Below are 17160 nucleotides of genomic sequence, written 5' to 3' on the forward strand. Positions count from 1 at the left end.
CGAGTTTGCTCCTTTAAGCCGCTGTTGGTTCAGCCAATGCTGGCAATGAATCTTTAGAGGCTTTCACAGTACGGATCACGTTATATGCCATGATCAGCATACCGGTCAGGAAGAAACAACCGCCAAGGAAACGTACGAAGTAGAAAGGATAAGAAGCTTCCAGACTTTCAACAAAGCTATAAGTCAAAGTACCGTCAGCATTCACTGCGCGCCACATCAGACCTTGCATTACACCTGAAATCCACATTGAGACGATGTAAAGCACAGTACCAATAGTCGCTAACCAGAAATGGACGTTAATTAACTTGATGCTGTACATACGGGCGTGACCGAACAATACAGGGATCAAGTGATACAGAGAACCGATTGACACCATTGCAACCCAGCCTAGCGCGCCGGAGTGAACGTGACCGATAGTCCAGTCTGTATAGTGTGATAGCGCGTTAACTGTCTTAATTGCCATCATCGGGCCTTCAAAGGTAGACATACCGTAGAAAGACAGAGAAACAACTAAGAAACGTAACACAGGGTCAGTACGCAGTTTATGCCAAGCACCTGACAAGGTCATGATACCGTTAATCATACCGCCCCAAGAAGGTGCGAATAGGATCAGTGACATCACCATACCTAAAGACTGAGTCCAGTCAGGTAAAGCTGTGTAATGTAAGTGGTGAGGACCAGCCCAGATATACAGTGCGATCAGTGCCCAAAAGTGGACAATAGAAAGACGGTAAGAGTACACAGGACGACCTGCTTGCTTAGGTACGAAGTAATACATCATCCCCAAGAAGCCTGCGGTTAATAAGAAACCTACAGCGTTGTGACCATACCACCACTGCACCATAGCATCGACAGCGCCGCTATACAGAGAGTATGACTTGAACAGACTGACTGGTACTGCCATAGAGTTAACTATGTGAAGTACGGCAACGGTAATAATAAAGGCACCAAAGAACCAGTTCGCCACATAAATATGCGAAGTTGTTCGTTTGATAATAGTACCGAAGAACACGATAGCGTAGGACACCCAAACGATAGTAATTGCGATATCGATAGGCCATTCTAATTCAGCGTATTCTTTTCCTTGGGTGAAACCCATTGGTAAAGAGATAGCTGCTGACAGAATGATGGCTTGCCATCCCCAAAACGTAAATGCGGCTAACTTAGGTGCAAATAGTCGGGTTTGACAGGTGCGTTGTACGACATAATAGGATGTTGCAAAAAGGGCTGATGTACCGAACGCGAAGATCACCGCATTGGTGTGTAATGGTCGCAAGCGACTATACGTTAACCAAGGAGTGTCAAAGTTCAGCTGAGGCCAGATTAACTGAGCCGCAATTAATACGCCGACTGACATACCAACAATACCCCACAAAACTGTGGTTAAGGCAAATTGGCGGACAATGGCGTAATTGTAATCAGCGCCTGTTGGCTGGGAATGGTTCATCATAATGCTTCCACTGCTTATTACTTTTACTTTTAGTAAAGACAAGCTTTACCTGTTATAAATGACATAAAACTCAGCTTCCCTATTAAGGTTGCTGAGTGATGTCAATGCGTTACCCTGCATATTTTTGCTCAAATATGAGGTTTCGCAATGATACTTGAGCCATATCAAAAAAGATACCAAAGAAGGGGTGTGGAAAGTTGATCTAGATCAACCTACGCCATAGAATGTTAACATATTGCATCATAAGGTTAATCTTTGTGCTAACTCGTCTGAGTCCCTATTTATTTATTGCATTATTTAGCTTCAATCTCACAGCTTGTAAGGAAGATGCAAAGCAAGTCACACTTAAAAGCAGTCTTGATCCTTCACTTTGCCAATTTTCTAAGGGGGATTGTGTTAAAAAAGTTGGGGATGTTGAGCTCACTTTTCGCTTGTCACCAGGGAGTGCACCAAGCGAAAAGCCATTGACATTACAGTTGTTATCTTCCATGGCAATTTCTAATGTGCAAATCCGCTTAGAAGGAAGAGACATGTTTATGGGCGTTATTCCTGTAAATGTGAAGCAAACTGACGAAATGACTTATATCGGTCAGTTAGTCTATGGTTCTTGTAGTAGTGGCTACATGGTTTGGCGTGGCTTTGTGAGTTTTAGCGTTAATGGTGAAACTAAAACGGCTGTTTTCGATTTTCTCGCAGATGACAATGGTTAGATATATCTTTGAAAGTGCCTGATATGGATTTCTAAACATCAAGACAATCAACTATACAGATTAGTGATCCTTCCAGTTTTCTTTTACTTTGACAAAAATATCTACATTTTCAATAAAGAGCTGTAATAAGTGAGGATCAAAGTGTGTTGCCGCCCCTTTACGCATTTCAGCTAAAACCTCTTCTAAAGGCCAAGCTGTTTTATAGCAGCGGGCATGGGAAAGGGCATCAAACACATCTGCGATTGCCACAATCCGCGAGAAAATGTGAATTTCGTCTTGTTTTAGATTTGCAGGATAACCAGAACCATCATATTTTTCATGATGTTGCAGTGCAATAATTGATGCGGCCTTTAGTATTGGTCGCTCAGAATTTGCAAGAATTTGATGGCCAATCATAGGGTGCTGACGCATAACTTTCCATTCTTCGTCATCTAATTTGCCGGGTTTAAGTAGGACAGCATCGGGGATAGCAATTTTGCCTATGTCATGCATTGGTGAGGCACGGCGCAGTAAATCGGCTTCGTATTCACTTAAACCGGCGAGTAATGCTAATTGAGAACAATACTCCGCCATACGTTTCACATGATTGGCAGCTTCTTTCGAGCGGCTTTCAACAACATCACCTAAACGTAAAATAAGCTCTGATTGTGTATCTTCCACCTCCTGATTGAGCAGCAAATTTTCAAAGGCTATGCCCACGTTGATGGCAAAAATATCAATGAGTTTCTTATCAAGATCATCAATTCTATCAATACCATCCATATAAAGTAGATTGATTAAACCGCCTTTGGTGGGAAAGTAACCGATAAAACAATTGTCTTCATAAAGGCACCGCTGTTGGGTGAGCGCACTGCGCAGTAGACGATCAATATGTTCAGGTAGTTGCGTAATGTGGGATTTATTCGCAAATTGGCCAGTACCAGCAAGGATTTCTATATTGACAGGTTCAACATGACCACTAATCGCATCAATTGCATTACAAGTCAGCAGTAGCGTTTCTGAATCGAGATTAAGTAGAGTGGCCACTTGAGTCAGTAGCCCATCGGCGAATTTATGCAGGGTGCGCAGTTCAAATAATCCTGAGGTGGCTTCTAGTACTCTTTCTAAACCCTTACGATGATTTATTTGGGTGCGCCTTGCTTGCTCGATTTCCATGATATCGCGATAAGAGCGAAGGGCTGAGTAGACGCTGGTTATCAGCTTACGGGAATCGAGTTCAGCTTTTGCTTTGTAATCATTAATATCGTAATTGACGATAACGTCTTCTTCAGGTGCTTGCCCTGGCTGGCCTGTACGTAAGATCAATCGAGTGGTTTTATTCAGTAATTCTTCACGGATCCACTTTACTAGTTCTAACCCTGCATGGTCACTTTCCATGACAACATCAATAAAGGCAATGGCGATGTCATGTTCTTGATTGAGTAATTCTTTTGCTTGTTCGGCACTATAAGCATTGATAAAGGTGAGGGCACGGCCATCAAGTTTAAAGCGGGAGAGGGCAAGCTTAGTGACGGTATGAACATCAGGTTCATCATCGACCACTAATACCTTCCAAGGAATACCAGACTCTGTTGTCTCGGTAGACTTTTTACCGGAAAAAAGAGGGTTTTTCTTTGCAAGATCAATCAGCATCCGATACCTCATTCAAGTAAAAATAATGATCACATAATCAGTGTAGTAGACACATTTCAAAGCGGTGCAAAATCTTGCATAAAATAGCGAGGTGAGTGGTACTCCTTAAATTACATTGTTGATAACAATTCTCATTTGTGTATTCTATTACTATCAAACAATGATAGGGAGGGAAAGGGCATGACTAATCGAATTAACTTATCAATTTCAGCACATAAATTGGCACAGCTAATACATGATGGACACATCTGCGCATCTGACTTCACGTGCTTAGATAGCCAATCGAAACAGCAAGTGTGGCAGCTATGCTTGATCTGTTGCAAAAAGCGTATTACTTGTCAGCAATGTTCATTTTCAAGTTGCGCTAAAAATCTGACATATCTTGATGCCGATAAATAACATTATCGGCATTTGCGTTTAAGTATTATCATACAAGAAACTCTTATAATTCAGATGTAATATGCAACTTCCTCCAGTAATCCCGTTATTTGACTCATTTGAATTCATACAAGTTGGCAATAGTATTGTTAACCAATATATCACCCAAATTAGCATGAAAAAGGTGGTTGATGCGGGCTTAGTCATCGAGCATGCCAGTGATTGGCTATTTGAGCAAAAGCATAACGAAAACAACTATAAAGCTTATCGCAGTGAACTCACTACGTTTCTGCATTGGTGTTTTGATGTAGTTTCAATGTCTCCCATTCAAGTTACGCGCAAAGACATGAGCCGTTACGTTGATTATTGCCAAGCACCGCCGATAGCACTGATCGGTTATTTTAATGTGCCACAGTTTAAGTACGATAAACTGCATGATGAACGGGTTCCAAACTCGCAATGGCGACCATTTGTCGGCAAAAAACAACTCGGGCAAATCCAGCCTTATGTGTTAAGCGATAATGCGTTAAAAACAAAAATGGCCATTTTGTCTTCGTTTTATTCGTATCTGACAAGTGAAGAATATTGTGAGCGGAATCCTGCTCAAATCTGGCTTAATCACAGTCGATTTGCAGCAAACAGGCAATATCAGCGTCAAAGTCATGAAGATGAAAATAGTCTCGCATTCACTGAATTACAGTGGTCATATATTATGGCGACCGTTACTGGACTAGCAGAAGAATTTCCTGAGTTACATCAAAGAAGTTTATTCCTCGTTATATTGATTTATTGCTGTTATTTACGCATTTCAGATGTGTCTGCACGTGCGGGTTATTCGCCGGTGATGAACCAGTTTAAACGTAATCAGCAAACGGGCATCTGGAGTTTTCATATTCCGTTGAGTAAAGGTGGTAAAAGACGCAGTGTTGCGATTTCAAAAGCTTTGCTCGATGCATTAGTCAAATATCGTCAGTTTTTAGGATTAACGGATTATCCAGGACCAGACGAAAATCATCCTTTGTTTGTACGGCACAAAGCTGCTGGACGCGGCCGAGATGTTGGTATCCTCAATGCCAATCTAGGCATTCGTCATGTTCGCGACGAAATTCAAAAAATAATTAATCTGGCTGCAGAACGTATAGAAATCGATGGCTTTACACAAGATGCGGCGCAGATGCGCAAACTTACTGCCCACAATATTCGTCACACCGGCATTACGCACGATATCAATATCAACCGCAGACCGTTATCCCATGTACAAGCCGATGCTGGCCACGAAAGTATCGACACTACATCGCAATATTTGCACACAAGCCAAATTGAACGTCATGAAAGTGCATTCAACAAACCAATCGACCATTTGAAAGGCATAGAGTGATTAGATACAAAGCTGCGCACAATGTATAGATCGTTACATTATTGCAATTATTGTTAAGTTCTTTATTTCAAAGGTTTAAGAAGGGTAGTCCGACGAAACACTTTCTTGATTACTGACCTACCTCCTCACAAAATGAGTCGTCGAATTTAGCATGTGCTATCGCTTCAATTAGACGGCTTATTTGTGCTTTCGCTTCGGGATCTTTTTCTCGCCATTCAAGGCTATACAGCATTAATACCCCTGCATTTATCTGCAAGATTTTACCGAATTGGATTAAAACTGAATTCTTTGGAAAAGCGGTGTTATTTCGCCAGCACGATACGCCACCCCGAGAAAAACCAAATTTCTGTGAAACCTGATAGTCAGAAGTGAGGCTGTATGCGGCTCGAACTAAATCGAGTAAATCAGATGGGTTCATATTTTCTAAAATCCATTTCCTTGCCTTGTTGGCTAATTTTAGTCCATGTTTCAATCAAGTTTATATGTCAAATGCACATTTGACGGTTTAAAGTAAATTAAACATCATGTTCCTGCCTTGTGTTGGGCGCTGGTCGTAGGACGCGACCAGTTAGCCCAAATCCAAAACAAGGTTAAACACAGGAGCAGACTAAATGACCAGCTACAAGAAAGTACCTAATTCAAATATTGAAGTCCCCGTATGGATGGACGCCACAGCCTTAACTAAGCCAATCAGTAACGCTTTGCGCCAACGCAATGCGGAAATTATCCGCCGCCTGAAAGAAAAATTTTTCGGGGGTGCAAGATGATTATTCAAATGAACATCACCACAGAAATGCGCCAGCGCTTGGCTTTTGCTGAAACGCTTTCGGTTGATATCAGTGCTCACCCTGAAATAGCAGAGCTTAAGGCTGACTTGGTCGCCGCTCATGCGCATATTGAACATCTTCACAGCTTAGTCAAAAAATACAATCTGACGAGAAAAATTGCTGAGGTAGTTAGCGCTTGGGAGGAATCCCAATGTCAACTTTAGCCGCATCTTTTGAAGGCGTTCAGCGTCTAAACCCTAACCCTAAATGGTCGCATGTGCCGTTTTTCCTGTCGCAATGTGAAAAATACATTGAAATGTCAGAGCGCTACATTTTGCGTGGCCATATCAAATTAGCCGTCCAAGCATTTGATTGTGCGCAGGGATATTTGAGCCTTGCCAAAGATGCGGAGCTTAGGGGGCGTTCATGCAATTAACCGCCTACGCTCAGAGCCTTGTTGATTACGTCAACACACATACACGTTATGGCGAAATAGGTAGCCAAGTTTTTCTTGATGAATGCTTGGAGCCAAACTGGCGCTTAATGCAGGAACAGCCACCGATTAATGATGTGATCATTAGCGAAGGGGGCGACGATGACGAATAGCGCCGCCTTGCCACAGAATCAGGCCAAAACCCTACAACAGAGGAGTAATGAATTATGGACAACCGCTAAACCGATAAAGGGGGCGCGGGTGCCCGTTTCCAGTGTTGAGATAACAGAGGAAACGCCGCCGCTCACCTTCGAGCCGCAAGACCTAACCGCCCCAAGGGGCGGTATTTTTGTATCTGAATTTGAGCAAGCCGAAGCCGATAAATTAAAGCTGGATTTAATGCGTCGCAATGCCAGCTTTTTTGCTGAAATGGCACTGAAAAACCCAAGCCCCGCAGGGCGGCCAACGGCCGAGAAAGCTAGGCTAGTCAAGGATTGCAAAAGTCCGACACGCCACACAGTCGCCACGACAAACGCCCGTAAACAAGCCCGCATTGGCCGATATCTTGAACATTTACGCGCCAAGGATAGCGAGGCTCACGGCAGTGTTGCCGCCTCGCTTGGCGTGAATCTCGAAGCCTCAGAGCGTTTTATTGTTCGCGACATTTACGAAAAAGCGCCCGATACCGTTGCCCATGTACCTAAAGTCGGTCGGGTAAATCTGGAAACAGGCGAAATATTGCCGCCGATGGACAATAGCACTCGCCACGACAAAAGCGGGGTGGTGATCTGCAAGACGCCAGTTGTTAGAGTTTCCCACCGCGCATGGTCTAACGAATACCGCTTAAGAGTTCAAGCGGGTATGCCGCCAAGCGACGCGCCGCCGCAACAGTCGGGCGATAGAGTGACCAGCGATTTAAGCAGTCGCGGAGCCCGCAATATTTTAGACGCTGGCGCTTATATGGCCGCTGTCAAAGGCGGGTTTACCACGTTCTTAACCCTGACTTTCAATAGCGAAGCCCGCGAGCGGATCATTAGCGGTGACTCGACAATCGGCGCTGAGTGTTCGCGCTTCTTTGATGCCGCCAGTAAAATGTATCAGCGCGGATGGTCAGTAGATGGGGAAGTACTCAAAACTGAAAACGGCTTTGATTGCATTGGCGCGACGAATTTTGTCGAGCCGATGGGCGATAAGCTGGATTATTTATGGGTAGCAGAAGCGCCAAAGAATAAACAGGGTGAAGTTAACCCGCATTGCCATGTGCTGTTGCGCTGGCAGGTTGAGCCGTATTTGTTCCATGACTGGGCAAAGCGGATAGAGAATTTATGGGGGCAAGGCTTTGCCAACTTGCAGCGCATAAAAAGCGCCAATGCCGCAGGGGGCTATTTGCTCAAAGCCTTGGGCTATCTGACCAAAGGCGAAAAAGCCGACCAAGGCGAAATCAAAGGCAATCGCTATAACATTTCAAAAGGTGCCCGCGCCGAGCCGTGGGAAACCATAGCCAGCTATCACGCCGAACACATGGCCTCAATCATTGGCGAAATCAAATACAAGCTTGAAAACCGCGCCGCGCCAATCCGCAAAGAGATTGGCCGAGCCTATGGCGCACTCGAAAAGGCAATCCGCGACAAAGCCGTGATGAAAGCGCAAAAACGCGCCGATGCCCTCGCAAAAATCAATAAACGTATTGCCGAGCTTGAGCAAAAAATCAAAACCAGTAAAGCCGCGCTCAAAGCGGGCGAGGTTCGCGCCCAAGATTACCAACTCACGTTTAAAGGTGCCGAATCACTTGCCAAGTTTTTCAATTGGGCGATCGGAGCTCGCCAGTGGCAAGGCTTAAGCCGTGAGAGTGAATTTATCCAAAACCGTATCTGTAAGCGCCTTTGGACAAAAGGCATTAACGCAGCCCGCGCCACTTATAGCGCTGTGCGCAATCGTATTGCAGAAAAAGAGCGCCTTTGGTCGGCATGGCTGGCCGAGAAGTTAGCGCCCGAGAGTGATCGAGAACTAGAAACCTTAACCCACCAACAAAACCTGAAGGAGTACCACCAATGGCAATTCAAGACTTGCTAAAGCAACACACCAATATCGGCGCGACAATTGAAGCCGCGAACAAGGCTATGCCGTTTCAGGCTATGACCTTAGCGAAAAAAGCCGCTAACCAGAGTCACGAATTAATTGGCGATATTATTGACCATGTGAGCGACCTTGAAGCCCGTCTTAACAAAATGGAGGCGGCAATTAATGGGTAACGCAGCATATAAACGTAAAATGGCAGCCGAGCACAATGCCCGTTATGTGCAGCGCGATGCAGTGCGGCCGAAATTAACCCAAGTGCCAGGTCAAAAGGCGGAGAAAAAAATCAACCTAAAGCCAACCGAGCCAGAGCAAAAAACACCTAAGCGCAAAGGTCGCTTTGTCAGTTTGTTGATGGCTGTATTTGCGGCTTTTATGCCTGCGTCATTAAGGGGGTAACATGGCTAGAAAACCTAAAAACGACGATATAGGCGAAATCCTCTGCCCGTTCTGCAATGAAAAAGCGCCAGTGCGCCGCGACATTAACGGCAAACTTTATTATGTGAGCAAGGCGGGCATGATTAAACCCAATATGCCAAACGGTCAAGATTGGATGTTAGAGAATGCGGTGATCTGGTCGCCAACGCAAAAGGCTGAACACAGCGCCGTAACGGAACCCGAAAAAACCAAACCCATAACGAGTCCAGCGACCATGCTTAATGGGGTAAAAATCCCGCCAATACACGCCCGTGTACCCGTTAACGAGTTCACAGGACAAAACCCCGTTACAGAGTCAGAATCGCCGCCAGAGCAAAAACCAAGCTTTGTGAAGTGGCTCATCGGTTAAAGCCAACTCATAAAGCCCATTAACGGCGTGATGCCGTAACAGTCCCAAGGGGAAACAATGACACATCCTGACCAACTGCCAGAAGATGACCTCACCAACGTCGAACCCGAGCACTTTAGCGAGTTTGATGCCGCACTTGCCGCAGCCCAACAAATTGAAGGCGGCGAAATATCCGCAAACTCCCAAGGCTATCAAGCTGTCGAAGCCGCGCACGTATCGGGTGCCGAGTTAATCGCGCCGATTATCGGCCTTGCTTGCATGGCCTTTGCACCCAATTGGAATATTGCGCCAGAGGAGCAACAAGCCCTCGCTGAAAGTTACGGCGCACTTATCGACAAGTATTTTCCCGAAGGTGCGGGCGCGTTTGGGGTTGAACTCAACGCGCTAATCATCACAGGGGCGATTCTCGCGCCGCGCTTCAAAACACCACGCCATGCCGAAAAAGAGGTGAAAAACGATGACCAGACCACCGAAAAAGCGGGTTGATGTTAGCCGCAAGGCTGATGTGCGCGTCGTGTGTGGGGCAACGGGCTCGGCCAAGTCCAGTTATGTGAAAGCCGAGCTTAAACGGCTCAAATGCTCGCGGGTGATTATCTGGGATCCTGTTGACGAGTACGGCGAGCTAAACGGCATCGTAAAAGTGACCAGCGCCGCCGCGCTGGTCGATTTACTCAGGCGTTACCCTAAGGGCGCGTTAAAGGTGCGCTTTGTAACGACCAACTTTAAGTTGTTTGAAGTGTGGGCACAGTGCGCCTTTAGCTGGTGCAATGCCGCCGTGGTTGCCGAAGAAATTGCCGACGTAACCAGCCCGAGTAAAGCGCCGCCGTGGTGGGGGCAGGTTATCCGCAAAGGCCGCGCCCGTGGCCTAGCGCCTATCTTTGCCTTAACGCAGCGCCCAGCCGAATCCGACAAAACCGCATTAGGTAACGCGACTATTATCCGTTGTGGCCGCCTTAGCCGCGCCGCTGACCGTCGCATGATGGCTGCAGAAATGGATATCAGCCCAAGCGTACTGGCAAAGCTGGTGCCGCTGGATTATGTGATGAAGGATATGAATACCAATATAGTAGTGAAGGGGAATATAAAATCGAGGTCTCAAGAGATTATAAGTTTGGTAAGTTGTAGATAAATAGATAATTTTAATTTAAAGTGACGTAAACAAACTATTTGGTTACCGATTGTGAGAACTTTACTATTAGCTTTATTTTTTATTTCAAGTTTATCTATAGCCGCTGACACTACATCATCTGTTGATGGTGTGTTGGCTGAGCCAATACTGTCATTGAATGATATTGATGAAATTAAAAGTTTTGAGCTTGAAAAATTAAAAGCTGAAGTGAGTTATTTAAAGGCTCAAAATACTACTTTAGATAAGTACCTTGAGAGGCTGAACAATAGCTATTATGCAGCGATTAGCTTTGCTGGTGGATTTTTATTATTGTTTTTAGGCTTTAATTTTTTTAGCTTTAAAGGTCAAATTAAAGATGAGAAAGATGTTTTATTGACACATATAAACTCTCAAATTAAAGAGCTTGAAAATAAGCTTGAAAATAGTTTCTTTAACCATAGCAACAATGCAAACCTAGAGTATCAGGCTTTGCAGAACTCTTTGCCTGCTATTGTTTCTAGTCAAATATCATCTGAGCTTAGCGTTTTTGAATCAAAAATGTTGCTGAAACAAAAAGAGGGAGCGTCAAGCACTTTAAAGTCAATCTCTAGCATCACGGGAACCACAGAGGCTATACGGAAGGATGTTTCGAGAGTTGCAAACGATGTTAAAACGTTTGAATTTGATATTCGATATGATTATTACGAACTACAAATTGATTTTCAGAAAGTTTCAGATGCACCGAAATCAACTAGATTGAGAACGTATTTAAAGTTTATAAAGCTTCTTCAAGATACAAATAGGTATGTTTGGAAAATTAGTGATTGTTTGAATCAAGTTCTTACTCTCTTGAACAATGGCGCTAATTTTAACCCAAATGATCTTCCTGAAGTAGAGATAGTTCTTAAGTCACTGCAAGATTCGCATCAGGTAACTGTAAATAAAATTATTAATCTTCTTTAGACGTACCCGTTAACGGGTACGCTTTTCTCCTGCCTCAAATCCCCGTATATCTATAAACCGCAAGCCCGCCAACGCTGTGAAGCGTGGGCACTTTAACCCGCCGTGAGGCGTTCAATTCTGCCGTGAGGCAGTGCATCCCAAGGGGAACATCATGCTTAAAAAATACCTGCCATTTGTGGCGATTGCTGTCGGCGTGGTTTATGCCGCCAATCGTGTTCCATCCGTTCGCCGTTTAATTGGTTAAGGGGTAGAACATGCGCACAACCGTTAAATTACCCTCGTTTTCTAATGTCGCCGCTGGCAATACTGCTACGCTTGAGCTTCCAATCGGCCGTACATACGACAAAATCCACATTGCCTACACGGGTGTGACTTTGGCGCAGATGAAAAACATCCGTTTAGAAGTCAACGGCAAAGCAATCCTTGAATTTAAAGACGGCCAAGCCCTCGCAGACTACAACAAGTTTTACAAGCGAAACACCGCAGTCGGTGTTTTAGATTTTCATTTCAAGCGCGACGAAATGAAAACCTTGCTTGAATCTCGCATGTTTGGCTTAGGTACTCAGTCGGGTAGTTCAGGGATCATTTCAAACGTTACCATGCGTATTGAAATTGATGCGGCCGCAGCAACACCAAAGCTAGAAGGTTATGCAATCCAATCAGATAAAGCTGAAATTGGTTACATTACCAAAATCAAAAACTTCCCCGTTGCCCTCAATGAAGGCATCACCGAAATCGACAAAATCCCGCGCCCAGCTTCGGCAAGTATCGCGGCGTTTCACATTATCACCGCTGCAGTAGTGACTAAGGTCGAGTTAGAAATTGACTCGTTAAAAGCCTTTGAAAGTGGAAAAACACTTTTAGAAAAAATCCAAGTTGACCACGGCCGCAGCCCGCAAGCTGGCCGTGTAACGCTTGATTTTGTGCTTGAGGGCGACATGCTCCAAGCCATTCCGCTGGCTGGTTTGCAAGATTTGCGTTTACGGGTTTATACCGAAGGCGCGGGAGCGGCGACAGTTGTGGTGGAATACTTCGACGGCCTAGCGGGCATTTAAGGGGGCGTTATGGCTGTCGATTATCTGACTAGCTCATTTTCCGACATTATCAATTCAAGTGCGTCAGCAACTGCAACACAGTTGCCGAACGTTGCGCCAAACCCTTCAACAACGGGATGGTTTGACCGTGTGAATCAGGGCTTAGGCTCGGCGCTTGGTTTGTATGCGCAATATGAGCAAGTTCGCGCCTTTAAAAATGCCAACGGCTCAGGTGCAAAAGAGCACCTAGAAACATGGCAATCGCCAGCGGCGGGATATTCGGGTTATTACGAAACGCCAGCAGATGAATTGCGCCAGAAAATGGGGCAGGGTCTGCAAATTGGTACAGGGACGTTTTTTGTCGTCGTGGGTGCCGTGGCGCTGCTGTACTTTCTCAGTAATAAAGACTAGGGGGCGCTATGAATAAAGCGTTTGTGATGCAAGTTGCGGGAGCAGTCGTCGCGGGATTGATCCTTAACTACATGACCACCAAAAAAGCCGAGACAAAATAATGGGTCCGTCTGGTGGTATGTCGAATTCCAGTGCCGCGAGTTCAGGTACTGGTGATCAGCTTAATAATGCCGCCTTTCAGGGCGGCAATGTGAACTTTGGAATAGGTAGCGGCAGCGGTGGCAATTTATGGCTAATTCTAGGTGCGGCGGCGATTGCCGCTTACTTCCTACTGAAAAAGAAAAAATAGCCGCCCTTGCATGGGAAAAATTAGCGCCCGCCTTAAATGATGACTTGCGCATAATTCAAAGCGAAGTTCAACAAGGCGTGGCGCAATTAATCGCATGGGGAGATTGCGAGTTTTTTACCGTGGTTCGTGGTGAAACTGCCGCTAACGGTAAAGAACTGGTGATTGTCGCCGCAGCGGGTAAGAACTCGGTGCATTACCTTGAAACAATTCACACGCAAGCAAAGGCGCAGGGGTTCGCCAGCGTTAGATTTCACACTAAGCGCCCCGAAGCCATGCTAAGAATGGGCAAAGTTTTAGGCTATGAAAAAGCCGAAACGATATTAAGGGCGGTCTTATAATGGGCTCAAGTTCACGCAGCGCATCAAGCCAAACAACTAACAACACTTCGAATACGTTCGGTATTCAGGGCGCAAACAATGGCCTTGTGATTAATGGCAGTGGCAATACTGTCACCGACGGCGGCGCATTTAAACTTATTGGCGATTTTGTCGATTCGTTACCCGTTTATTTCAGCCAAGGCGCGGGCATGATTACAGACGGATTTAATGCCGTGACTGACGTTGCCATGATGGGCGAGCGTCAAAACGAAAATTTCCTCAATGCAGCGGTTGACCTCTTTGGCGAAACCAACTCAGCGCAACAAGATATGTATCGTGTAAGCACCAACGCTTTAACCGAGTTTGGCGACTTGCAATCACGCGGTTTTGAAACCTACACCAACGCCACCCGTGACAATCTCAGTGATTCACTAAAGTTTGCTGACGGTGCCGTCGCGGTTAACGCCGCCGTGTCGCAAGCCTCAATGGATAATTCAAAAAGCCTCGCCACTGTGGTCGCCGATGCACTTGCCAGAGCCAACGAAAACAACACCTACCTAGCAGGCAGCGCCATGAATAACAGCGCAGATTTGGCCGAATCATTAACGAAAGTTGCACTCGATTCAGGCAATCAAGCCAATAAAGACGCCACTGGGCAATTACAGCGTGGTTTTGACTCAATGATGGGCTTTGCCGAGCAATTTAGCCGCAGTGACGGCGCAGCCTTGGCCGAGTCAAACAATAAAACTATGTTGTATATGCTCGGCGGGACGGCATTAATCGCGGGCGCGGTACTTTTAGCGGGGCGAAAATAATGATTATTAATCAGACGATTAAAGACGGTTTTACCGTCGTCAATAAAACGGGTGCTTACTTTAGCCTAATCAGCGCGGGCGGAGTGGTGAACGTGAGCCTATCAGAAAAAGGCCGAACCGTTTTAGACACAAAAATGTGGGTCGGTATGTCCATCGACAAGGCGATCCCGTTTGATGAAATCACCATTAAAGGCGACGACGGCGCGGTCGAGTTTTGGGCGGGTGATGTATCTATGAATCAAAGCCGCGCAACCATTACAGGCGCAAAAGCGATTAGGACAAACAAGCTATTAGTAAATGGTCTTGTTCAGTTGACCAGTTCAGACTTTACCCGTACAGCGGTGAGAGTTCGCACCAATAAAGATGTATTCATCGGCGGCGCGGCCGTCAACGGTTCTGGTTGGCGTTTGGCTGCTGGCACAATGGAGGAGTTTCCTGTTGCTGGCGTCTTGTCTGCGTACAAATCGCCACCGCGTTTAAGTATCAAGGATTCACAATATATCGGCGAGGTTAACGATCTATTTAATGAAGGAGCTGAGGCAAGGGAATTGTTTATATCAGATGATGAAAAATGCCGTCTGTCATGGAATAAAACCCCTTTTGCCAGATTTCCAATTATTTGGACAGAAGACAATCCCGTTTGGTCTGCGCATCCGTCATTTGTCAATTTAGGGATTAATGCGGGGGGGTTAATTAACTCACCGCTAACCGATTCGGTATTTTTTGTGCGCATGACTGGCACAAGTGGAAGTAGGTCGTTTTCCTATTGCCAATACACTATTTATGAGTCAAAAGATGAAGGTAGAACCTTCTCACAGTATGCCTATATCAATGCAAACTTAAAAGTTGACCAGAGTTTGATTAATAATTCAGGTATTGGGTTAAAGCTCGCTATTGTCGGAAAGAGTATGACGATTTCGCAAAGCGGGATTGCTATTTGTTTCAATATTATAGACAAATCTTGGTCAGCAATCGGCGGGGGAAGTGTGCCAGCAAATTACCTCTCGTCTGGTTTCAGCAATTTTGTTTATTTATCAGATGACGCCAAAATGTGCGTTTATTTATCGCAGTGGGATAACAAATTAAGGCGCTCAGATAATGGCGGCGTATCGTGGCATGAAATTGGTGGGCGAAGTTTTGGCGATATCGTTTTTGCCGACGCCAATAATTACTTTGCAACCTCAGATGGGTCAAGTAAGAAAAATTTGCTCAGTAATGACGGCGGCTTAAATTGGACGCTGTTTGATGAATCATCTGTAAATGGTGCCGAGGATTACCCCATTTATTTAGCTGATGGGCTGTGGTTACGCTTTGATGGTCAATATCTAAAAACGATTTCGATTGATGAAAATGGAAATGCCGTAGTTGAAAACGCTACAGTTACACATGCGGCTTCAAGCTCTTCTCAGGATGGGGGCTATCTCACCAATAGCGGCGTTTATTATCGGTTGATGAATGTCAACGAAGGAGGCTTTTGCAAAGCGGATAAATGGCAGCTTGATCTAAAAGGCGACCTGAGCCCCGCAGTTGTTGAAGTCATGGAGTTATTAAGCTAATGCGCCCTTTAATTGTAATTACAGCGGGCGCGGCCATGGCAGCGGCGGGATATTGGTGGCTGAAAAATTCACAAAAGCCATTAACGCCCGTTGCCGTCAATACTGCGCCAAATCAAAGCACCTCAATACCGGTTAACTCGGGCAGCAAGCCGAGTTATGCCGACCTCAGCTTTCTCGATATTTTTTCGACTGACAGCTTTGAGGACATTATTTTCAATCGGGTAAAGCCTACGCCAACGGTGCAAACACCGTACTTGTATCCAGAGCCGCAGGAACCAGCCCCACGTCAAGAGGTCGGGAGCAGCATGTTACCGCCAAAAGGTATTCGCAATAACAATCCATTAAACGTCGAAAAAGGCGAAAACTGGCAGGGTATGACGGGCAATGACGGCCGTTTTGTTATCTTCCAAACGCCGTTTTATGGCATCCGAGCCGCTGCGCGTATTCTCAAAAATTACCGCGACAAATACGGCCTTAACACCGTAAACGGTATTATCAAACGATGGGCACCACCAAGTGATAATAATCCCACACAGAAATACGCTGATTTTGTGGCTGCTAAAGCAGGGTTACAAGTTAACCAAGTTATTCCAGCCCAATATTACACGCGTGTAGTCTCAGCAATGATCCACTTTGAAAACGGATATAACCCCTATGACCAAAGCACTATCAATACCGCAGTTGCCGCAGGGTTTGAATAACGGCCTAATCGCCGTCGCGGTGATTTATGGCGTTTACATGCTCAGCAAAATGTACTCAGTAGGGGACAAGCTTGCTGAACAAGTCACCGAGCCCATCGGGCAAGCGTGGTCAGATTTAGCCGCATGGACAAACGGCTATAAGCCTGTTGAGTTCAGTAATGCTGCGTTTTACCTCAACAGCAAATACGTTGCCGACGATGGAAGCATTGATCCAACGTGGCGGGCTGCCATTGAGCGAGGACATACAGGCATTGCAGCCTTATTCGCCACCATAGCACCCAAAGGCAAACTATTAAGTAAATACAATTACTTGATTAACGGCGAAGTCAGCGCCAAAACCGTAAAATAGGGGAAA

25 protein-coding genes are annotated in these 17160 nt (G+C 45.5%); 22 read left to right on the forward strand and 3 right to left on the reverse strand.

Translation table 11 applies throughout. The annotated features are described in order from the left end of the window. Positions 1-13: 13 nt before the first annotated feature. Complete coding sequence (gene ccoN, locus KO531_RS06985; RefSeq protein ID WP_219250732.1) at positions 14-1450, reverse strand: cytochrome-c oxidase, cbb3-type subunit I; 1437 nt, start codon at positions 1448-1450, stop codon at positions 14-16. 257 nt (positions 1451-1707) lie between these two features. On the opposite strand from ccoN, the gene KO531_RS06990 reads away from it, so the two are divergent. Then, complete coding sequence (locus KO531_RS06990; RefSeq protein ID WP_105252482.1) at positions 1708-2160, forward strand: hypothetical protein; 453 nt, start codon at positions 1708-1710, stop codon at positions 2158-2160. Between the two features lie 60 nt (positions 2161-2220). Here KO531_RS06990 and KO531_RS06995 read toward each other — a convergent pair whose 3' ends face one another. After that, positions 2221-3792: a DUF3369 domain-containing protein gene (locus tag KO531_RS06995; RefSeq protein ID WP_219250733.1), complete on the reverse strand. Its 1572-nt coding sequence runs from the start codon at positions 3790-3792 to the stop codon at positions 2221-2223. Between the two features lie 180 nt (positions 3793-3972). Here KO531_RS06995 and KO531_RS22370 point away from each other — a divergent pair, with 180 nt between their 5' ends. Beyond that, positions 3973-4191 (forward strand): hypothetical protein, encoded by a 219-nt coding sequence (locus KO531_RS22370; protein ID WP_105252484.1) that lies wholly within the window; start codon positions 3973-3975, stop codon positions 4189-4191. 61 nt (positions 4192-4252) lie between these two features. Continuing rightward, positions 4253-5548 carry a site-specific integrase gene (locus tag KO531_RS07000; protein ID WP_168827709.1) on the forward strand — a complete coding sequence of 432 codons (1296 nt, stop codon included), beginning with the start codon at positions 4253-4255 and terminating at the stop codon, positions 5546-5548. 109 nt (positions 5549-5657) lie between these two features. On the opposite strand, the gene KO531_RS07005 is transcribed toward KO531_RS07000, so the two are convergent. Next, positions 5658-5966, reverse strand: coding sequence for a hypothetical protein (locus tag KO531_RS07005; protein WP_063882988.1), 309 nt, complete (start codon positions 5964-5966; stop codon positions 5658-5660). A 193-nt stretch (positions 5967-6159) separates the two neighbouring features. On the opposite strand from KO531_RS07005, the gene KO531_RS07010 reads away from it, so the two are divergent. The 19 genes from KO531_RS07010 (at position 6160) to KO531_RS07100 (ending at position 17154) form a co-directional block, all read left to right on the forward strand. Then, positions 6160-6315, forward strand: a complete 156-nt coding sequence (locus tag KO531_RS07010; protein WP_219250734.1) for a hypothetical protein — start codon at positions 6160-6162, stop codon at positions 6313-6315. Further along, entirely contained in the window at positions 6312-6539 is a 228-nt protein-coding gene (locus tag KO531_RS07015; protein WP_219250735.1) for a hypothetical protein, read from the forward strand. The genes KO531_RS07010 and KO531_RS07015 overlap by 4 nt, the downstream gene beginning before the upstream one ends. Further along, positions 6527-6751: a hypothetical protein gene (locus KO531_RS07020; protein ID WP_198573985.1), complete on the forward strand. Its 225-nt coding sequence runs from the start codon at positions 6527-6529 to the stop codon at positions 6749-6751. Before KO531_RS07015 ends, KO531_RS07020 begins: the two co-directional genes overlap by 13 nt. Then, entirely contained in the window at positions 6742-6921 is a 180-nt protein-coding gene (locus KO531_RS07025; protein WP_219250736.1) for a hypothetical protein, read from the forward strand. The genes KO531_RS07020 and KO531_RS07025 overlap by 10 nt, the downstream gene beginning before the upstream one ends. After that, entirely contained in the window at positions 6911-8821 is a 1911-nt protein-coding gene (locus KO531_RS07030) for a hypothetical protein (RefSeq protein WP_251068867.1), read from the forward strand. Before KO531_RS07025 ends, KO531_RS07030 begins: the two co-directional genes overlap by 11 nt. Further along, the gene (locus KO531_RS07035) at positions 8800-9000 is read left to right on the forward strand and encodes a hypothetical protein (protein ID WP_198573983.1); all 201 of its coding nucleotides are present in this window, start codon (positions 8800-8802) and stop codon (positions 8998-9000) included. Before KO531_RS07030 ends, KO531_RS07035 begins: the two co-directional genes overlap by 22 nt. Beyond that, positions 8993-9223 carry a hypothetical protein gene (locus tag KO531_RS07040; protein WP_198573982.1) on the forward strand — a complete coding sequence of 77 codons (231 nt, stop codon included), beginning with the start codon at positions 8993-8995 and terminating at the stop codon, positions 9221-9223. The genes KO531_RS07035 and KO531_RS07040 overlap by 8 nt, the downstream gene beginning before the upstream one ends. 1 nt (position 9224) lies before the next feature. Next, positions 9225-9611 (forward strand): hypothetical protein, encoded by a 387-nt coding sequence (locus KO531_RS07045; protein ID WP_219250737.1) that lies wholly within the window; start codon positions 9225-9227, stop codon positions 9609-9611. A 57-nt stretch (positions 9612-9668) separates the two neighbouring features. After that, entirely contained in the window at positions 9669-10097 is a 429-nt protein-coding gene (locus KO531_RS07050) for a hypothetical protein (protein ID WP_219250738.1), read from the forward strand. Next, entirely contained in the window at positions 10069-10740 is a 672-nt protein-coding gene (locus KO531_RS07055; protein WP_219250739.1) for a hypothetical protein, read from the forward strand. The genes KO531_RS07050 and KO531_RS07055 overlap by 29 nt, the downstream gene beginning before the upstream one ends. Before the next feature lie 51 nt (positions 10741-10791). Next, positions 10792-11682: a hypothetical protein gene (locus KO531_RS07060; RefSeq protein ID WP_219250740.1), complete on the forward strand. Its 891-nt coding sequence runs from the start codon at positions 10792-10794 to the stop codon at positions 11680-11682. Positions 11683-11936: 254 nt separating this feature from the next. After that, positions 11937-12737, forward strand: coding sequence for a major capsid protein P2 (locus tag KO531_RS07065; protein WP_219250741.1), 801 nt, complete (start codon positions 11937-11939; stop codon positions 12735-12737). Positions 12738-12746: 9 nt separating this feature from the next. Further along, positions 12747-13127, forward strand: a complete 381-nt coding sequence (locus KO531_RS07070) for a hypothetical protein (protein ID WP_198573976.1) — start codon at positions 12747-12749, stop codon at positions 13125-13127. 100 nt (positions 13128-13227) lie between these two features. Next, positions 13228-13416: a hypothetical protein gene (locus KO531_RS07075; RefSeq protein WP_198573975.1), complete on the forward strand. Its 189-nt coding sequence runs from the start codon at positions 13228-13230 to the stop codon at positions 13414-13416. Further along, positions 13356-13754: a hypothetical protein gene (locus tag KO531_RS07080; protein ID WP_206766181.1), complete on the forward strand. Its 399-nt coding sequence runs from the start codon at positions 13356-13358 to the stop codon at positions 13752-13754. Before KO531_RS07075 ends, KO531_RS07080 begins: the two co-directional genes overlap by 61 nt. Continuing rightward, positions 13754-14548 carry a hypothetical protein gene (locus KO531_RS07085; RefSeq protein ID WP_219250742.1) on the forward strand — a complete coding sequence of 265 codons (795 nt, stop codon included), beginning with the start codon at positions 13754-13756 and terminating at the stop codon, positions 14546-14548. Before KO531_RS07080 ends, KO531_RS07085 begins: the two co-directional genes overlap by 1 nt. Next, on the forward strand, positions 14548-16104 hold the full coding sequence (locus KO531_RS07090; protein ID WP_219250743.1) for a hypothetical protein: 1557 nt from the start codon (positions 14548-14550) through the stop codon (positions 16102-16104). The genes KO531_RS07085 and KO531_RS07090 overlap by 1 nt, the downstream gene beginning before the upstream one ends. Continuing rightward, positions 16104-16805 (forward strand): hypothetical protein, encoded by a 702-nt coding sequence (locus KO531_RS07095; protein ID WP_219250744.1) that lies wholly within the window; start codon positions 16104-16106, stop codon positions 16803-16805. Before KO531_RS07090 ends, KO531_RS07095 begins: the two co-directional genes overlap by 1 nt. After that, entirely contained in the window at positions 16759-17154 is a 396-nt protein-coding gene (locus tag KO531_RS07100) for a hypothetical protein (RefSeq protein WP_198573971.1), read from the forward strand. The genes KO531_RS07095 and KO531_RS07100 overlap by 47 nt, the downstream gene beginning before the upstream one ends. Positions 17155-17160: the final 6 nt, after the last annotated feature.

It is taken from the genome of Shewanella sp. NKUCC06_TVS (genome assembly GCF_019345515.1).
Taxonomy (GTDB): Bacteria; Pseudomonadota; Gammaproteobacteria; order Enterobacterales; family Shewanellaceae; genus Shewanella; species Shewanella oncorhynchi.